Source organism: Vibrio sp. MACH09 (genome assembly GCF_033238805.1).
In the GTDB taxonomy this organism is placed as follows: domain Bacteria; phylum Pseudomonadota; class Gammaproteobacteria; order Enterobacterales; family Vibrionaceae; genus Vibrio.
On the sequence record NZ_BSFZ01000001.1, the window covers coordinates 1826895 to 1845314 of the forward strand.

General features: G+C 41.2%; 13 protein-coding genes and 1 riboswitch. Of the genes, 8 read left to right on the forward strand and 5 right to left on the reverse strand.

Going from position 1 to position 18420, the window contains the following annotated elements:
• Window positions 1-102 precede the first annotated feature (102 nt).
• Window positions 103-612, forward strand: a complete 510-nt coding sequence (locus CHJ_RS08105) for a glycine cleavage system protein R (protein ID WP_171754467.1) — start codon at window positions 103-105, stop codon at window positions 610-612.
• Window positions 613-899: 287 nt separating this feature from the next.
• A complete protein-coding gene (locus CHJ_RS08110; RefSeq protein WP_317917407.1) occupies window positions 900-2642 on the forward strand; it encodes a methyl-accepting chemotaxis protein in 1743 nt (580 codons plus the stop codon).
• Between the two features lie 215 nt (window positions 2643-2857).
• Here the strand turns inward: CHJ_RS08110 and CHJ_RS08115 are convergent, their stop codons facing one another.
• The 5 genes from CHJ_RS08115 to CHJ_RS08135 form a co-directional block, all read right to left on the reverse strand.
• Window positions 2858-4153, reverse strand: a complete 1296-nt coding sequence (locus CHJ_RS08115; RefSeq protein ID WP_317917408.1) for a rhodanese-like domain-containing protein — start codon at window positions 4151-4153, stop codon at window positions 2858-2860.
• A gap of 89 nt (window positions 4154-4242) precedes the next feature.
• Window positions 4243-4569, reverse strand: a complete 327-nt coding sequence (locus CHJ_RS08120; protein ID WP_171754464.1) for a hypothetical protein — start codon at window positions 4567-4569, stop codon at window positions 4243-4245.
• 31 nt (window positions 4570-4600) lie between these two features.
• Window positions 4601-5200 carry a cytochrome b/b6 domain-containing protein gene (locus CHJ_RS08125; protein WP_171754463.1) on the reverse strand — a complete coding sequence of 200 codons (600 nt, stop codon included), beginning with the start codon at window positions 5198-5200 and terminating at the stop codon, window positions 4601-4603.
• An 18-nt stretch (window positions 5201-5218) separates the two neighbouring features.
• Window positions 5219-6838, reverse strand: a complete 1620-nt coding sequence (locus CHJ_RS08130) for a tetrathionate reductase family octaheme c-type cytochrome (protein ID WP_317917409.1) — start codon at window positions 6836-6838, stop codon at window positions 5219-5221.
• Window positions 6839-7374: 536 nt separating this feature from the next.
• Window positions 7375-12660, reverse strand: a complete 5286-nt coding sequence (locus CHJ_RS08135; RefSeq protein WP_317917410.1) for a diguanylate cyclase — start codon at window positions 12658-12660, stop codon at window positions 7375-7377.
• A gap of 291 nt (window positions 12661-12951) precedes the next feature.
• A riboswitch (cobalamin riboswitch) is annotated at window positions 12952-13143 on the forward strand.
• A 160-nt stretch (window positions 13144-13303) separates the two neighbouring features.
• On the opposite strand from CHJ_RS08135, the gene CHJ_RS08140 reads away from it, so the two are divergent.
• Genes CHJ_RS08140 through CHJ_RS08165 form a run of 6 tightly spaced genes read left to right on the forward strand, consistent with a single transcriptional unit; the run spans window position 13304 to window position 18398 of the window.
• Window positions 13304-14308 (forward strand): sirohydrochlorin cobaltochelatase, encoded by a 1005-nt coding sequence (locus CHJ_RS08140; RefSeq protein WP_317917411.1) that lies wholly within the window; start codon window positions 13304-13306, stop codon window positions 14306-14308.
• Window positions 14309-14367: 59 nt separating this feature from the next.
• The gene (locus CHJ_RS08145) at window positions 14368-15243 is read left to right on the forward strand and encodes an ABC transporter ATP-binding protein (protein ID WP_317917412.1); all 876 of its coding nucleotides are present in this window, start codon (window positions 14368-14370) and stop codon (window positions 15241-15243) included.
• Window positions 15236-15976, forward strand: a complete 741-nt coding sequence (locus CHJ_RS08150) for an ABC transporter permease (protein WP_171754459.1) — start codon at window positions 15236-15238, stop codon at window positions 15974-15976. Before CHJ_RS08145 ends, CHJ_RS08150 begins: the two co-directional genes overlap by 8 nt.
• Window positions 15973-16923 carry a FecCD family ABC transporter permease gene (locus CHJ_RS08155; RefSeq protein WP_317917413.1) on the forward strand — a complete coding sequence of 317 codons (951 nt, stop codon included), beginning with the start codon at window positions 15973-15975 and terminating at the stop codon, window positions 16921-16923. The genes CHJ_RS08150 and CHJ_RS08155 overlap by 4 nt, the downstream gene beginning before the upstream one ends.
• Window positions 16916-17653 carry an ABC transporter ATP-binding protein gene (locus CHJ_RS08160; protein WP_317917414.1) on the forward strand — a complete coding sequence of 246 codons (738 nt, stop codon included), beginning with the start codon at window positions 16916-16918 and terminating at the stop codon, window positions 17651-17653. Before CHJ_RS08155 ends, CHJ_RS08160 begins: the two co-directional genes overlap by 8 nt.
• Window positions 17607-18398: an ABC transporter substrate-binding protein gene (locus CHJ_RS08165; RefSeq protein ID WP_317917415.1), complete on the forward strand. Its 792-nt coding sequence runs from the start codon at window positions 17607-17609 to the stop codon at window positions 18396-18398. The genes CHJ_RS08160 and CHJ_RS08165 overlap by 47 nt, the downstream gene beginning before the upstream one ends.
• The last annotated feature ends 22 nt before the right edge of the window (window positions 18399-18420 follow it).

The following is an 18420-nucleotide window of genomic DNA, read 5'->3' on the forward strand; positions in this document are numbered from 1 at the left end:
CACGCAATTCTGTTTTTTAAGCCTACACTAAGAATAAATAACACTCGATTTCATAGACTTAGCGTGTCGTTATCATTACGTTAGCCCATGGAGGGTTCTAATATGAACAAAGTATTTATAGTAAGTTTTGTTGGCCAAGCCTCCCCTGCAACCATTAGAAAACTGGCCGAAATTACTCATGAAAATGGAGGAAAATGGTTAATCAGTAAAGTTAATTTTATTGAAGATCAGGTAGCGGCTGTTATCAAAGTAGATCTACCAGAAAAGAACGAAGACACCGTTAAAGCCGTCTTTAAAGAAAATTCCAACCTGTTGGTTCAGTTTACTGATAGTGATTCCATCGAACATAACAAGGACGAAATATACCAAGTCAGATTAGACGCTACAGATCGGGCTGGTATCGTTAATGAGATAACGCAGGTATTAGATACCCAAGGCATCAACATTCTTGATATGGATTGCCAACGGGTATTTATCGCCGGTGGCGGTGGTGTGAGTTCTAGTCTATTTACCGCCAACATGGCAATCCGTTTACCGGAACCTGTTAGTATCGATGATGTGACAAAAGAACTAGAGTCATTAAGTAACGATACTCGTGTCATTTTGTCCTAATTTCTCCTTTCTCAGTAGCCCAAAAAGCCCGATTTGGGCTTTTTGCGCAAAAACGGTCAACTTTAACCGCTGAATTTCTTATGCTCGTCCCTTTCAGCTTTACAGTATTTCGTGTTGTCCATCACAGAAATAAAACTCCCATGTAAACAATCTGTTATTAACGTCATTTAAGTTTCAAGTTTTACTTATCCCTTGCCGATTAGTGATGAGCTTCATATTAAATAAGTGTGGAAAGCTATATCATCGCTTTTCATTATTCAACAAAAATGGACAAATGTTGACGCACCATGAAAAATATCTCTTTTAAAGCTAAGGTTTTAGCACTCGTTGTTGCCATAATATCAGTTTCTGTACTCACCTCTTACTTAAGTGTTAACTACTATATAAGCAGCTATATTTCTCAAACTGATACTGAGAACATTCGTTCGCAGTTGGACTTAGTCAAAAACAAACTGGTCAGTGATATCGACCACAATGTAAAACTGGCTCAAAGTTCTAACTTTAGTATTATGGAAATCCGCAAAACATTAGATGCCGCGGGCTATGCTGATATCGTTAAAATTTCATACGATCTGGTATTCAATAAAGACGGTGGCATTGATGATGATGCGTTAAGCAGCAAATACCTTGAACAGTTAAAACAAGCGAACGGAAAAATCGTAATCAGCGACATCTTTTTTAAAGATGAGTTGCCGATGATCAGCATTGTTGTTCCAAGAGACGGTGCAGGTGGCGATATTTTCTTCGTGGATCTCAGTAGCGTTCAGCAGACTCTTCAAGATTCGGCTGTTGACGGAAGTTTTGTAGAGCTCTCCGATGCCAATGGAAACATACTGTTTAGTAATAAACAAGCCGGTGACTTGATCCCCGTTCCGAGTAGCTTCGACGTTGGTGGCAAACAGTGGAACTTAAACGGCTACATCGATAAGCAACATATTCAAGATAATACAGATAGCCTAAATGGCGCTATCACTATTGCACTTCTTATTGCTGCAGTGATCATTATTCCTTTAAGTGTCGTGTTAATTAATATCGCCTTTAAACCTATTGTTTCATTACGTGAGGTTATTACCGATTTAGCTAATGGTAGCGGCGATCTTACGCACAGGCTCGAAGTCGAGTCCAAAGATGATTTAGGCAAGATTGCAGATGGCATCAATAAGTTTATTGAGAACTTACAAAAAATGATGCTTGATGTCTCTTCATCCAGCCAAAACATTAGCAGCGAAATCTCATTGCTGGAAGATCAGGCCGACTCAAATCAAAAACTTTTGGCTGCTCATAGTTCGGAAATGGAAATGGCGGTCACTTCAATTAATGAAATGAGCTCTACTGCCGATTCAGTAGCAGAAAGTGCCGCTACAGCCGCGAAGCAGACACAAGCAACAAATACTGAAGCAGAACAGTCTAAGATCGTGGTTCAGCAAGCGGTAAACAACGTAACCGCCTTGGTTGATGAAGTTGAGCATACTGCCCAAACCATCTTAAATATGAACAAAGATACTGAGCAAATTGCGGAAGTACTCAACGTCATAGGCGAAATCGCTGAGCAGACAAACTTGCTCGCACTGAATGCCGCAATCGAAGCTGCTCGGGCTGGTGAACAAGGTCGTGGCTTCGCGGTCGTGGCAGATGAAGTAAGAGCACTTGCAGGTCGAACTCGTCAAAGCACATCAGAAATCGGTGAAATGCTAGCTAAATTAAGAACCGGTTCTGAAGCGGTGGTTAATAGCATGGAGTCCACTAAAACAAGTTGTGAGCAGACAGCAGAGACAACGTCTCATGTTATGAACTCGCTAGACTTAATGACGGACTCCGTTATAGAAATCAATGATCTTGCGGCGCAGATTGCCACCTCAGCAGAAGAGCAGAGCTCAGTAACGGAAGAGATCAACCGCAATATGACCGCCATTCAAGATATGATTCAAACCTTGAATGCCAATGGTAGCGATACTGCAAACAGTACTCATCAGCTAACAGGCACAAATGCACAGTTGGTAGGTATCGTGGATAAGTTTAAACTGCAGTAATGAGCTTTATTGCACCATTTAATGATGTAACGACGCTGTCAGGTCAAGGAGAGTACAGAGGGAACTGTCCTCTTTAGCCAAGTTATCCGGAATAAAGTCGTCTGGAATAAGGTTGCCTGGCATCGAAATGAACATAAAGAAATGACATCGTAATGATGTAAAGCCAAAAAAAGGCCTGCGTAAGCAGGCCAAAGGCTCGAAAAAACACACTAGTATTAAAACAGTTCTAAGCCATTCTCTTTTGCTACCGCATCAAACGTATCGTTTAAAAACTTAACGTTGCTATAGCCATTTTTTGTTAGCATTGTATAAGCTAAAGAAGCTCTTGCCCCAGCGGCACAATGCAGCACGACAAGCTGGTCTTTTGGCACTTTAGCTAGGTTTTTATCTAAAATATTCAAAGGAATATTAATCGAGTTCTTCAATTTACCATGAGCAACTTCGTCAGGATTTCGGACATCAATAATGGTGCCTTTGCCATTTTTAGCGACATCGACAAACTCACTGATTTCGACTGCTCCTTTGACCGGTTTTTTAACGTAATTCAGTACAGTTGAAATATTGCTAGAGTCTATCGGCAACTTAGCCGATTGCCACTCATTAAACCCACCCGCTAGAATGGCAACATTACTAAACTTCCAGAAAGTTAAAATCTCAAATGCTTCAATCGCTTCGTCAGCATTTTCGGTATCAGCAATAATCGCAATCGGCGCTTTTTTGTCTCTCAAGTCAAAAATCGTGCGTTTGTTTGTCGCCAGTTTTTCTCCATTCCATTTCTCATGCATTGCAGCAAGTTTAGATGCAGGATAGTGTACCGCTCCTTTAACCGTTGTTGATGGGTTTTCACGCACGTCTAAGATAATGTGGTGGATATCAAGATTGTTTTTTAGCCAACCATTGTTTACATGGGCTGGATAAACATCCCCTTTCCAAGCAGGGAAACCTTCAACATAAGCTTTAACATTCGTGTAGCCATTCGCTTTAGCAATTTTCAGAGCATTAGGGCTCAACGGACAAGTGACCCCACCACAGTAAAATACCACTAGCGTATCTTTGTCTGTCGGTAACCAATTTAAGTTTTTCGCTAATTTATCTGAAGGCGTCGCTTTAGAGGTTGGAATATGACCAATATCATACTTGCCTTTAGGGCGGGCATCACCAATGAATACTGTCTCACCTTCATCTAACATATCGGCTAATGTATCTGTGTCTATCACTTCCTCAGGAGGAAGTTTAACTAGGATACGTTTTATTTTAGTTGCTACGCCCTCGCTATTTAAGGTTGCTTTAAACTTGGTGTTTACGGTTAGATCTTTAAATGATTCCGCGGCAACTAATTCTGTTTCATCAGTGTATTTCACCACTTTAACCGCTTTGGTTTTAGGATTAAGGTACTGAATTACTTTTGATGAATGAATAATTGACTGGATCTTTCCTGTTACCTCTTCCGCAGAAACGGAAAGGGGTAAAGCAAAAAGTAATAAGGTCACAATCGCTGGTACTTTGAACATATCGTCCTCCAAAAACTTTACCGGCTCCTTACTGCTGATTTCGGCAAAGCTATAAATGTGCGTCACAGTTGTATTTAATTAACTCGCCTTTAATCACATGCTGCCAATTCACCGCTATCAGCGGCGTATTTCATGGCAAAATCTCTAACATCAGGGGCAATTTCTTGAAACTTTTCACTGGATAGAAATTCAGCTGAGTCAGGATGTTTTTTGCTGTATGTTTTAATGAATTTTTTGGCATCTTTTTTAAAGTATCGCTTCCACTCTACTTTTAAGTGCTGCGAAGCAAAGTCTTGGCCGTTATAGCCAAACAAAGGTCTTAAATAGTCCAAGTAATCTTGTTGACCTTTTGCTGCATCAGCATAAGACGCGCAAGAAAAAATCGTTATCATCAAGCCTAAAATTAGTTTTTTCATTATGGTTACCTCTTATTCAAAATAATAAAACTTATTCGTCATTCACTGTTTCCTTCCCCGTTACCATCGCTTTCAAATGACTCGATAGCTTGGCACCCAGAGTGATCAGGTATAGATGTATTATTAAAAAAGCGATGATGCAGTAAGCACAAAAAGTATGGATAATGGCCACCACTTCAATGCTCTCCATCACACCTGCCGCCCGTAATTCAGGAAAGAAGAAAAATAGTAATCCCGTTATCACCTGCAGCGGAACCAAGCCAAATAAAAGTCCCAAATAGGCAATACGTTGTAGCGGATTAAATTTGCTCTGCGGTGTCATATGATGAGGGTGTTTATCGCCAACAAAGACACCATATAAGTAGTAGCGAATCACTCCGTCTATGCCTTTCGTTTCAGGCACAAACTGTTTCCATTCTCCGGTAGTAAATACCCAAGTAAAAATCAACACCACCAGCGCTGCCCATATAAATCCAGACCACTGATGAAGCTCGACACTGCTGCCAAAACCAAACAGTACAATCAAACCATGCAGTTCAAGCCCAGTTGCGATGAGTAACAGTACCAACACCGCTTGAGCCCAATGCCAGAAGCGTTCAAAACGTTTAAAGATAATCATTGTCTTATTCATCTTATAATTCCTTTGTCTCTACTTCTTCATGGTTGCTGATCGACGGCGTATGGACACTATTCTGCTTATCGCATGAATAACCACCAGTAAGAGCCCGCCCCATATCGCGATGGCACCAAACCACTCTACAAACCTGTTGCTGTCTCTTCCTACTAGGTAGAAGTCATTTAAGCCATTTAACCGACTGTCTCTACTGTGACACTCAACACAAGGCACCGATTGCTCACTTGGCGCAACCATATGCTTGATAGGCCAGTATCCATTGGTTTCTATGAAATCGTAGTTGCCACTAAATTCAACATGATTCAGTTTGGCTCCCGCAGCCAATGCTTTGTCCCAATCAAATTCGGTCCAAAATGCCCCTGTGCCTTTTCGACCATATAGCTTAATAGGTAGAATATGATTAAGTTCTGTATCAAACGGCTGCTTGCCTTTGTGGATTTTAAATGGCCATATGCGGGCATCTGGATCATTGTAATCGCCGCTAGGAGGGTTGATATCGATCGGTGCCTGACTAGGATCAATCGTATCAAGCAAGGTCATCTGTTTAAGTTCGCCTTTGTACCAACGATATTCTGGTACAACATTTTTACCCCATTCAAATGTGCCTTTCTTGCTCATGTACGCATGATTCACCACTCCATCGAACTCTTCATCGATACTATATGGCTTACCATCTTTAAGTTGGCCTGCTGTAGACCAATCCCAGGACAACTTAGTGAGATAAGGGCCGCGTGCCATTTCAGGAATATGGCAAGATGCGCAGGCTACTTTCGCAGTATGAGCATCTATATCACGATCGTTATGGGGCGTTGCGCTATGACAAGATTCACAAGAGACATTGTTGCCATCCCGTTCGCTTCTTCCTTTATTCATATCATGATCAATAAAGGCTTTTCTGTCGTTATAACGACCCGATATTTTGTGATCGCTGGTGGTGTGGCAGTCCTGACAAGAGAAGTTTAGTTTCTCCGGGCTCATATGTACGTCTAAAGCAAATTCAGGCTCTATCAGAGAGAGATCCGTATCACCATGTTTAACACCGTTACCACCACCTCCAACAGCATGACATGCTAGGCAGTTTTCTCTGTCTGGCGTACCGACATGTTGAGCGACATATGCGAGGTCCACTGCTTTCTTCAGCTTACCGCCAACCATAGTGTCTTCGTAATAAGGGTGACCCGATGAAGCAGCCGATTTTTTATAAGTACCCGTTGTGTCATGGCAGACTAAACAGTCAACATTTTCTTCCGCTTCTAAGTCGAAATCTTCATTTCTCCACCCATAACCGGTATGGCATTGAGTACAACTTTCGTTTCCCTTCGCAGAGACACAGTAATTGTTAAAGCCATTTTCAGCTTTACCAACCATCACGCCATCCACTTTTTTCGCCCAGTTCCAGTGAAAAGTTTTATGCATCTGTTTAGACGCTTCCGTATGACACTCCAGACAAGCTTCGGTTACATCGGGAGCGTAATCAAACTCTTGATCTAGAACCTCAAACGTAGAGTGATCTGCGGTACTGGCTATGGAAGAAATGGGTTTACTTGATACTGGTGTACTCTCTGCGCTAGAAGCAGATAACCACGAGCTATAAAATAATGTGATAACAATTATCGAGGCAAATAGTCTTTTCATTTTCTGTCTCACCTTCTCTGGAGTGACTTAGTGACTTAAACAGATAAAATAAGCTCAATCTAATTCATCAATCACTTAATTACCTATTACTAATATACACTCAATAACCATTGTTTGTATAAGGAATAAGCATTGTTAAATGCAAAGCTTCAACGCTGATCACAATTATTTTTTAAGCGAGCGAAAACCGGTTTTTGACATACATCAAGAAACCAAAATTAATTCAATAAAAACAAAAAGATAAATATTTTCAGTCGGCAGAAATTGTTAATGGAGATTTAACAGTTTTTTGATAGAAATGGGGATATTTACAGAGGAATAAATGAGTGAACAGCTAGTCATACAAATACAATGAGAGCTCAATTTCATATAAAGGAAAATCTTTCACTCCTGCTAAAAAAGCTATTTAATCTCCACTCAGGGTATGGAGATATAAATAGCTTTTCTGTTTAAATGGCCTTTCTCTTTAAATGGCTTTTCTCTTTAAAGGGTATTACGCATTTATTTCGCATTACCGTTTTAAACCGGTAACTCGACTACTTAATATCAGTTTGTACCTGATTTCGTCCTTGCTGCTTCGCTTGATACAACAAACTGTCTGCACGATTAAGTGACTCTTGCAGTGATTCACTTCTCTTCCAGCGTGTAAGACCAATACTAACGGTAAATTGAATTTGATGTTGTTCAGCCAAAACCGTCATTTTTTCAACCAATTCGACAATACGCTGAACAACCTTAACCGCCTCTTTTGGCTGAATATGGCTTAAAACTAGACCAAATTCTTCTCCTCCAAGACGCCCTAATATATCCTTGTCACGCAAATGAGATTGTACATACTCAGTAAATTGTCGCAGTACTATGTCACCAGCGGTATGACCAAAAGTGTCATTTAACCCTTTAAAATTATCAAGATCGAGCATTGCAACTGACAGCGAAGTATTCGCTTCAACTATGCGAAGATTATTGGCATTTCGTTTAAAGGCACGCCTGTTCTGCGCTCCGGTTAAAGGATCGGTAAAAGCTTGATGCTTTAATCGTTTCTCTTTCTCTTTTCTATCGGATATATCACTGATTGTGACAAACAGCCCAACACCAAAATCCAACTCGATTTTAGTGACGGACAAGGTCGCCCAGAAGGGCTTACCATGGTATGTCTTCATTTCACATTCAAAATCGGTCACTCCGCCATCAATATCAAGCTGAGAAAACAGACGTTTTCTATCGTCTTGGTCAACATAAAACTGACTAGCATTCACCTGTTTTGATTGCGCTTCACTGAGCTCTAAACACTCAAGTAAATGTTCATTTCCTTGGACTAAGCGTCCTTCAACCGTGGTAATACCAAAGGGAACAGGCAAGGTTTGAAGAATAATTTCTAAATGTTTGTTCTTCTGATTCAGCTCAGAGGTGCGCTGCTCGACCGCTTCTTCCAGTTCTTCATTCTGCTTTGACAGTTGTTTAAAATACTGTGAATTTTGATAACTAATCGCAAACTGGCCGGCCAATAGTTCCATGATTTGCACACGTTGAGCAGTAAACAGATTTACCGTTTCTGTATGCTCTAAATATAAAACACCAATTAAGTTGCTGTGGACAAACAGAGGTAAAGAGAGCACGGACCGAACCCCTTTATCAACAACATAGCGATCACGGACATGTTGATGATCGTTTTGCGCATCTTTTATCACCAGTATCTTACGACTGTTTAAGGTATAAAACAGAATCGATTCAGGCACGGCTGATTCCGGCGCAACCGTTTTGTCAATCTTTCCATGATGGCATGATGCTTTTTGCTGCCAAGCCCCCTCCTCTATCTGATAAAAGCAGACATGTTGCGCACCTGTCATGGAGGCTGTCTTAATCAATATCCGATTAATTAAGTCTAACAATAACAAGGGCTGTGAAATATCTTGGCAAGCCGATATCACCGATTGCCAGTCGAGGTACTGAACGGAACTGGTGGCGGGCTTGTAATCTCCGGTGATAAATACTCTATCTATTTCAATACTTTTAGAATAGGCACCCCATTTGTTATAGAGCAGTTTGGCTTGCTCTAAATAGGCATTCCCTATAGCCTCTTGCTCAATTTTTTTTCTGAATAGCCCTGCTCTTTCGTTCGCAATCGCTTGATATAGTGCAAAGCCAGCATTTGCCGATGCGGATATCGATTTCTCATAGGCGTTAAACGCATTTAACTCGTCACCATGCGTCGCATAGAACTCCGCACTAATTAGGTAATAACCTGCAGAGAAGTTATCTGGATTGAGCTGATACCATTGTTTGTATTTTTGCCAAGCCTGCTGCAACCAGCTTTCATAATGAGGCGTGACAGCACTAGGGTTAGATTGTTTCAGCGCCAGAATACTCAGGATATTAAATTGAGTATAAACCGCTTCATGGAAAATCCCTTCATCAAGATCATCTGGCCCTAACTCCTCCGCTAAGGTAACCGCAAGTGTTTGTTGATAATTAGCAAATAGGTAACCCTGCAGCAGACGTCCCAGCAACCTATCGTACTTACCACACATATAATTGGTTTGTTGGTAGAAACTGATCGCTTTGTCTTCAAATCCGCTTTCATGACTTAGGTTTTTGGTGTTGTCTAGTTTCCCTTCTAAAATCTGTAAGAAGTTCCGCTGTAGCGTACTTAAAAAAACTTGAGCGGGCTGTTTGATTTCTTTACAGATATCAATCACTTTTTCTACTCGAGTCACCATCATATCTAGAGAAGGAGCACAAATAAGATCAGCGTAAAAGCCAAATATATAGGCGTGCACACCCCAGTAATAATCGCCTTGCTCAAAGCATTGCTGAAACGCTGTCTCCCTTAATTCTCCACTCTTTTGTAATGGTAGTTGCCAAGGCATAATGAAGTTACTTCTCATCATGGATAAACGCCCTTCAACCATGGGGTTTTTAGGGTATTGCTTACTGATTTCTTGCGAACAGCGGGTCGCTTCGAAAGCGGTATCGTAGTCTTTCAAAACCTTAGTACACAACAAACCGTACATGGTGTAGATATAACTAGAGTAGGCAGAATTACCGTGCTGCTGCGTCAGTTCTAATAACTTCAAAATTGTCATAGGAAAGAGCAGTGAACCCGAGTTATAACAGCAAGGTTGCATTGCCATTAAGATATCAAGCGTCAGTAGAACACTTTTATCTTCGACACTGTGCTTTTTAAGTAGGGCATCAAATGGGGTTGTTGCCAAACTGTTTATCGCTCCCGATATAGCCTGTTGCAGTGCATCCGCATCGTCACTAATTGAGCAATTTATATTATCAAGAGCTTTAATTCCCTGCTCTATCGCCCTTGTCAGTTCGCCGTAACGTGTATATTGCGTAATCAATATAACTTGCAGTTGAACATCCTCTTCATCACTTAGCGCGACGCTTTCTAATTCAACCCGGTACTTTTCTGCCTCTTTATATCGACCAGACAGATAAAGGCACTCTAACTTCTCAATGGCTGCGCTGTTCCCTATCTCGCCGGCGCTCTTGCTGTCTAAAGCCAGCATTTTAAACAACTGATTAAAGAAGTTAACGGAAGTAGAGTAAGCATTGGATGCTTTGGAGCGCCTTGCCGCGAGTAGATTTAAATAAATTAATTGCTGTTTCTGCTCGCTATCTAACAGTTCATGAACATAATTTAAGTGAGAAACCACTTCAAAGCAGTGCTCATCTTTATCGCTACTACTCGCCAGCATTCGATCAAGCATCAAGTTGCCCACTTGATAATGAATGGCTTTTTTATCGCTGTCATTCAATTGCGAATAGGCCGCTTGCTGGACACGGTCGTGAAGAAAGCGTACCGCATTAATCGTTTCAGAGCCGGAGGCGATTTTGGTTCTCAAAGATGTCATAAGCCCAGCGTTCAAAGCGGGTTGAAGCAGAGCAATCGTCTCTTGTACCGATTTTCCCTCCGTCAGTTCAATTACAATGTCTAACGCCACTGACGAACCTACGCATGCGGCCTTTTCAATAATTTCCTTGGTTGCATTTGGTAACCGCTTTAACTTTTCAGTCATCAGATCAACAACATTATCGGTAATATTCTGAAGCTTAATCTGCTCAGTAGACCAACGCCATTTCTGAGCTTGATAGTCAAAACTCAGCAGATCTTGTTGATACAGTTCTTGTATAAACTGGCGAAAGAAAAACGGATTCCCTCTGGTTTTTTGATAGATCAGGGCAGACAATCGCGTCACATCCGATACTGGCCGCTGTAAAGTATCCGCACAGATCTCAGTAACAATGCTATTGGCTAAAGGAGAAAGGGTTATTTTTTGCAGTTCAATATCAGCCTGTTCTATACCGAGAAGCATTTGACTAAATGGATGGCGTTCATCCACTTCATTATCACGATAGGCACCTAAAATGAGGCAATGGCGACTCTTTACATCGGTAATCAACAGCCGTATTAACTGAATACTTGCGGTATCAGCCCACTGTAAGTCATCAATAAAAAACACTAAAGGCCGATAAGCGCTGCAAATCACATGAATAAAATCTAAGAATACTCGATTGAATCGATTCTGCTGCTCCTCTGATCCTAACTGAGATAATTCAGGTTGAGGCCCAAGCAACAATGCCAATTCAGGTACGATATCGATGACCACCTGACCATTGGGATACAAGGCTGTATTTATTTTGTCCCGCCAATCATTGACACTGGCCTCTGGCATAGAGAGCAACTGCTTAACCAGTTGAGTTAACGCCTGCTGGATAGCTCGATAAGGCATGTCCCTCTGATATTGATCAAACTTACCCGTTAGATATAAACCATCTGAATCTATAATTGGGCTCTTAATCGCATTCACTAAAGCCGATTTTCCAATGCCTGAATAGCCGGCAACAAGTATGGCTTCAGATCGCCCATTTGTGACACGGTCAAACGCACTGAGTAATATCTCTATTTCCGCTTCTCTTCCATAGAGCCTATCGGGAAGTATTAACCTATCTGATAATGAGCGACTGTTCTCCTTTTCATCTAGTCTTTGTAACGGCATTTCAATCGTCGCTACAATGTCCTTTAGCACCCCTGCGGCACTTTGGTAGCGCTGACTCGGCTCCTTGTTAATCAAGCCATTAACAAGTTGAATAATATTGTCTTTATGCTCACTGTCATCTAGCCCTATCAGCCGATGCTCAAAATGCAATTTTTTACTAATGTGCGCGTAACCTATCTCCTCTTCGTTGAGTAGTTCGTTATAAGGAAGCTGTTCCGTAAACAGCCAAACTAACACACAGCCAAGAGAATAAAGGTCAACACGATTATCTATAGGTCGATCTAAAAGGTAATTTTGCTCAGGTGCCAAAAATCGGGCATCGGCATTATAGGGATAGAATGCACTAATGCCGGTAGACCCTTTGGGACAGATCCGTCCTGAACTAAAGTCCACCATAACTGCTGACGTGAAGTCGTCACTTAATAAAAATACCGAAGGTCTAATTGAGAAATGAAATACATTATTGGCATGAACATCAGCAAGAGCTGAAATGAGTGACTTTGCAATGGTTATCTTCTGCTGAATCGATAACTTAGCCAAATTGATCTGAGATAACTGCCTAGGGTGTGACAGCAGTAAATGCAGCGACGCATCAGCGTCTTGCTGGCTAGATAGCTTAGGAGCGCCCTTTCCTGCCAGCTGATTTAAACATAAGATTTCGTTTCTTTTTGCTAACGATATCTGAAAAGTTTCTGTCTGTTTCGACCAAGAACGACACCATAACTCATCGCTATTCGCGCATGGTTCAAAAAGCAGGAAATTTTCTCGATAAAAACTTACTTTAGAAACATGGTTTACTACTTCTTCCGTCACAATAATCAACCCTTATAGGTACAGCTCTAAATCCTACATCTTGAAACTATTTGAGCATATACATTTAAGCTTAACATAAGATTTATTAATGACATGGCTAATCCGAATTTTTATAGCAATTAATGACTCACTTATCAGTAATAGCCTTAAAGGGGATAAAACTGGCGCCTTTTCACTGTTACTTTTCCTATTGTAAATGACCTTTTTACACCAAATTTCAATCGATTAAGATAAACTTGACCTATCTCACGAACAAGCATTCGGTTAATAGGCACACTAGCCTAGCCTAAGGTAAAACACATTTAATCTGGCATCATTAGAATTGAAGTGTTTTTTAATAGGGAACCAAGTGAGAAGCTTGGGCTGTACCCGCAACTGTAAATGGCGAGTGCCTAGCGACAATGTCCACTGTTAATCCGGGAAGGACAGTTAGAGCACAGCGACCCATAAGCCAGGAGACCTGCCTTTCGGTAAATATAGAACTCTGTTCTACCCAAAAAACATGCGAGCGGGTTACTCGACTATATCCATTAAATTAGAAGTCATCTCTTTTAATTAATCTGTTTCCCTAAGCCTGTTTTTGATTTAGCAATTACCTTTCCTTAGTAGTAAAGGTAGCAATGTGTTAATTCGGAGACAAAACATGAATCTTGTAATAGTTAAAAAACGGCTAATGGCGCTGTTATCAGTATCTGCCCTATGCCTTCTATCCAGCCCCACAATTGCATCGGACTCTATGAATAAAGCTAATGACGAAAAATCAGCGATCGTGATCGCAGCATTTGGTACCACTTACAACACCGCTGTAGACTCTTTAATCGCCATACAAAATACCATTCAACAAGCTTATCCAAACACCCCTGTTCGCTTTGCATTTACGTCGAATATCATTCGTAAAAAGTGGCATCGCAGACAAAATGACACTCAATATAAAGAAGATCACCCTGAAGTGCCCGACTCTTTCTACCATGTGAAAAATGTATTGGGCACCATGGCGGATTTTCAGAATGAAGGGTATAAAAATATCGTTGTGCAAACGACTCTGTTAACACATGGAGAAGAGTACACGGATCTAGTGGCTTACGTTGATGCTCTCGCCTCCATTCAGACCATCAAAGAGAAGTTTAAACCATTCCAAAAAATCGCTCTTGGTCGACCATTAATGGGGACTTGGGGTAAGCAATATGAGTACTCTAAAGACCTAGATAAACTGGCGGAAGCGTTAGCTGATGATGTTGAGCTAGCAAAACGTAATAAAGCCGCTTTAGTTTATATGGGACATGGTAATGACTACCTTTCTACTGGCTTATACTACGAACTTGAAGACAAACTAAACCAGATGTATCCAGAGGTAAAATCTTACGTCGGACTGGTTGAGGGTCACCCAAATTTTGATGCCCTATCAAGCAAAATCAAGCAAGACGGCAGCAAAAAAGTGATGATAAAACCACTAATGGTGGTGGCTGGAGACCATGCTAGCAACGACATGGCTGGAGATGAAGATGACTCTTGGAAAGTAATGTTAACCAAACAAGGCATCGATGTAACTCCTGTTTTAGTTGGCTTAGGAAGCAGCGAGAAGATACAGCAGATCTATTTGCAGCACCTTAAAGATGCGGCTAACGACGCTGGCATCACATTAAAATAGTGTAATTCAAGGCTGGCAAATACCAGCCTTTCTCATCTCGTGACAAGAACAAGGGCACTATGAAAGAAACAGATAGCTGCGAAAAACTGATTGAAGTGGTTAATTTATCTAAAGTATTTGATAAATCTACCGCGGTAAACAAGGTAAACTTCTCGCTTCAGCGAGGGGAAATATGTGCTTTTCTTGGGCCGAATGGCGCAGGTAAAACCACCATCATTAAAATGCTCTCTGGTCTGCTGGAACCCAGTACTGGCACGATTCTTTATCAAGGTGAGAAATACCACCCTAAAAGACTTAACCTGAAAAAATTGATTGGTGTCGTTCCTCAACACAACAACATTGACAGAGAGCTCACCCTAAAAGAAAACCTTCGTGTTCACGGTTACCTGTACCATTTAAAAGGAAAAGAGCTAGAGCAACGGATAGAAGAGAGCTTACAGTTCGCAGAATTAACTGAGCATGCTAACAAGCTGTCTGGAAAGCTGTCTGGCGGTATGAAAAGGAAGCTGGTTATTGCTCGCGCCTTAATGCACAAGCCTAAAATACTCTTTTTGGATGAACCAACGGTTGGCCTAGATCCTCATAGTCGCAGGAAAATGTGGCATTTTCTGAGCAAGATTAATCAACAGCAGCAGTGCACCATCTTTTTAACCACTCACTATATTGAAGAAGCTGAACGACTTGCTAAACGCGTTATTTTTATTGAACAAGGCAAACTTATCACAACAGGAACCCCACACTCTTTAAAACAACAGCTAGGTAATGTCGTGGTTGATATTGAAACCGATGGTCTACAGCAAGAGTTTTTCGTTAACCGAGAAGAGGCTTTGCAAAGGGTAAAACAGATAGATGATGCAGCAGTAAGCATTAGAGAAACGACATTGGAAGATGTCTTCCTAACATTAACGGGAAAAAGGTTAACAAAAGATGCTTAATGGCGTTATTGGCATTTATTATCGCGAATGTACCGTTTTACGTAAAAAAATCATACGAATTGTCATGGCTGGAGCCGTGCCGCCATTTCTATATCTGATGGCCTTTGGTTACGGAGTTGGTAAAGATACCACCGTAGACGGCGTTAGCTATCTCACCTTCTTGTTGCCTGGTCTACTGGCTATGTCCAGCATGAATCAAAGCTATAACATTGCTACAGAGATCAATATCAGCCGCTTTTATCTAAAGATTTTTGAAGAGTACATGCTGGCGCCCAACCAGAGATGGCAGATTATTATCGGTGAAGTGTTGTACGGTATTACTAAAGGGTTAATTCCGGTCGGCATTATCGCTATTTATAGTTTATTTTGTGGTGTCAGCTTACATTTTTCCGTTCAATTTTTAGTCGCGATTACTCTGCACCTGACCGCATTTTCGCTTATCGGCTTCATCGTTGCTCTCAAAATGAAGAATCATCGTGATCAAGCGACAATGAATGCCTTCATAATCACCCCGATGATGTTTTTGTCCGGCACCTTTTTTCCTGTCGATCAAATGCCAAGCGTGATTCAATTATTAGCATCATTGTCACCACTCACCTATAGCGCTGAGCTGATACGAGCAGCGTTATTGGACAATGGTAACTTTGCTTTAAGTGCACTAGCTATCCTAGCGTCACTCAACGGAGTACTCATGTTACTGGCCAACCACATAGTGCAAAGAGTAGAAGTATGAAGCTATTATTGATTGGCGTTTTTGTTGTTCTAGCCGGTTTATCAATGCTGATTGGTCCTAACAATATCAATCCACTTAATATGACGCCGTTAGAGCAAAATATACTGTTAGAATTGAGAGTACCAAGAGTCCTATTTGCCGCCATCATTGGTGCCATGCTTGGCCTCAGTGGTAGCATCTATCAGTTGACACTTAAGAACCCATTGGCAGACAGCTTTACTACCGGTGCTGCCTCTTCTTCAGCACTTGGTGCGGTGCTTGCCATATCCATTGGCGTGCCGGTTCACTTTGTTTCTGTATTTGCTTTCATCACGGGTATAAGCGGATTGATGATTGTTTATCGTATGTCTTTAACCAATGGCAGCATAAACCCAATCACCATGATTCTCGCCGGAGTGGTCATGAATGTTGTCGCCTCGGCGGTCATTAGTTTTTCTAAGTATTATTTTGAAGACTCTTTAAATTCCATCGTCTATTGGTTGATGGGAGGGATTTTTATCGTCAGCTGGGATAAGTTGGCGTTGTGCCTCTCTATCTTTGCACTTGTCTATTTTTTCTTACAACAGAGTGCGATGAAGCTGAACATTTTAGCACTGGATGATCAGTCCGCTCAGAGTCTGGGCATCAATGTTCATCGCCTTCGTTCGGTAGTATTTGTACTCTCCACTCTGCTGGTATCTGTGGCGGTAAGTTTCTCCGGTATCATCGGCTTTGTTGGTTTAATTGTGCCTCATGTTTCCAGAAGCTTGTTCGGTAGCGATATGAAGCTAAACATATTCTATTCCAGCCTATTTGGCAGTTTTCTATTAATGATGTCCGATACTCTCTCCAGAGTAATTATCCCTGGCGGTGCTGAACTTCCGGTCGGAATTATTACTGCTTTGATAGGCGGGTTATTTTTCTTCTACTTATTAAAAACACGCCGGGAGAGTTTCTGGAATGGTTAACATTAAAATCGATCATCTCTCCTTCTCAAGAAAAGATTTTTCCCTGCAGTTGGATAACCTCACTATCTCTTCAGGTGAGAAAGTGGCTTTAATGGGTGAAAATGGTTGTGGTAAAAGTACCCTGATTAATTTGATGTCAGGGTTAATAGAAACATCGTCAAAAAGTGTTTTTTACAACCATGATCCGCTAGCGCAGCTATCACACCTTGATAGAGCTAAGCTGTTTTCTATCCTGCCACAGTTTTCGGATATCTCGTTTCCATTTAGTGTGTTTGAAGTGGTGCAGCTAGGCCGCTTTGCCCATATGCAGGGAAGAACATTTAATCACGATGATGCAGAAAAAACGGAGCAGTTACTTAAGCTACTGGATATCTACCACTATAGAAATAAGAGCTATGCAGAGCTTTCCGGAGGAGAAAAACGGCGTGTTATGCTTGCTCGAGTATTGAATCAACAGGCTCCAATTATCTATTTAGATGAGCCAAACTCAAGTTTGGACATTCGTCATACACTGGAGATATTTCATCACCTTTCTCAACTACCACAGACCATCATTACGTCAGTGCATGACATAAACCTAGCTCATCGATATTTCGATCGCTTTTTGTTCTTTAAACAAGGAAAGTTGCTGCACGATGTCAATCGTTGCGATGTGACCAGCTCTCTATTATCCGAGGTATATAATGTATCGGTTTCTACTAATACTAGTAGCTTTAGTTTTCAACCCTAGCGCGTATGCGTATCAAAGAATTGTGTTACTTGCCCCTGCGGCTGGTGATATTTTTAACAAGCTTGGTGCTCAAGATAGCATTGTAGGGGTCACCAGAAACAATTTTGATTTTCCTAATGCTCTAAAAATAGGTTCGCACATTAAGCCCAATGTTGAACTGATAAAAGGGCTCGACCCTGATCTTATCATCATTAGTTCCAATCGCTTTTTTTCACAACAGATGGCGAGTGTCATTGATGCAGACACCCTCACTTATAATCCCGAGACGCTTGAAGAGATTTTATCGGAGATAAACAGATACGGTGCAATTCTTGAGAAACAGACGCAAGCCGATGAGTTGGTCGCTCAGCTAACGCAACTTTTAATGGAACTTAAGCCGATAGCGGTCCCGCCAAAAGTTGTTTATGAGGTAACGGAAAACCCGTACATCATTGCGGGTAAACAGAGCATTATCAAAAGCATAATTGAACATGCCGGAGGAAAGCTCTTTGCGCCATCGAACCGCAAAATAGCCAAATTCAACATCGAAAGTGTATTAATGGAAAATCCTGATTTTTATATTTACCAACAAGGGCCGATGAATAAAGTCCCTACTCCACCAGCCGATAGAAAGAACTTCTCTCTTATTGACAGTCAATTTATAAAAGTGGATCAGCTCAGTTTTTCAAGAGCAACCACGGACTCTTTCTATCACGCCATGGAGCTCAATAAACGATTTATAGCTCATAACAAGTTATCTGATTAATCTTAACCAAGCTTAATCAGAT

Bases quoted from the DNA above. Each gene is read 5' to 3' on its own strand.
- CHJ_RS08105 (WP_171754467.1), top strand. From the start codon at position 103: ATGAACAAAGTATTTATAGTAAGTTTTGTTGGCCAAGCCTCCCCTGCA.
- CHJ_RS08110 (WP_317917407.1), top strand. From the start codon at position 900: ATGAAAAATATCTCTTTTAAAGCTAAGGTTTTAGCACTCGTTGTTGCC.
- CHJ_RS08115 (WP_317917408.1), bottom strand. From the start codon at position 4,153: ATGTTCAAAGTACCAGCGATTGTGACCTTATTACTTTTTGCTTTACCC.
- CHJ_RS08120 (WP_171754464.1), bottom strand. From the start codon at position 4,569: ATGAAAAAACTAATTTTAGGCTTGATGATAACGATTTTTTCTTGCGCG.
- CHJ_RS08125 (WP_171754463.1), bottom strand. From the start codon at position 5,200: ATGAATAAGACAATGATTATCTTTAAACGTTTTGAACGCTTCTGGCAT.
- CHJ_RS08130 (WP_317917409.1), bottom strand. From the start codon at position 6,838: ATGAAAAGACTATTTGCCTCGATAATTGTTATCACATTATTTTATAGC.
- CHJ_RS08140 (WP_317917411.1), top strand. From the start codon at position 13,304: ATGAATCTTGTAATAGTTAAAAAACGGCTAATGGCGCTGTTATCAGTA.
- CHJ_RS08145 (WP_317917412.1), top strand. From the start codon at position 14,368: ATGAAAGAAACAGATAGCTGCGAAAAACTGATTGAAGTGGTTAATTTA.
- CHJ_RS08150 (WP_171754459.1), top strand. From the start codon at position 15,236: ATGCTTAATGGCGTTATTGGCATTTATTATCGCGAATGTACCGTTTTA.
- CHJ_RS08155 (WP_317917413.1), top strand. From the start codon at position 15,973: ATGAAGCTATTATTGATTGGCGTTTTTGTTGTTCTAGCCGGTTTATCA.
- CHJ_RS08160 (WP_317917414.1), top strand. From the start codon at position 16,916: ATGGTTAACATTAAAATCGATCATCTCTCCTTCTCAAGAAAAGATTTT.
- CHJ_RS08165 (WP_317917415.1), top strand. From the start codon at position 17,607: ATGTATCGGTTTCTACTAATACTAGTAGCTTTAGTTTTCAACCCTAGC.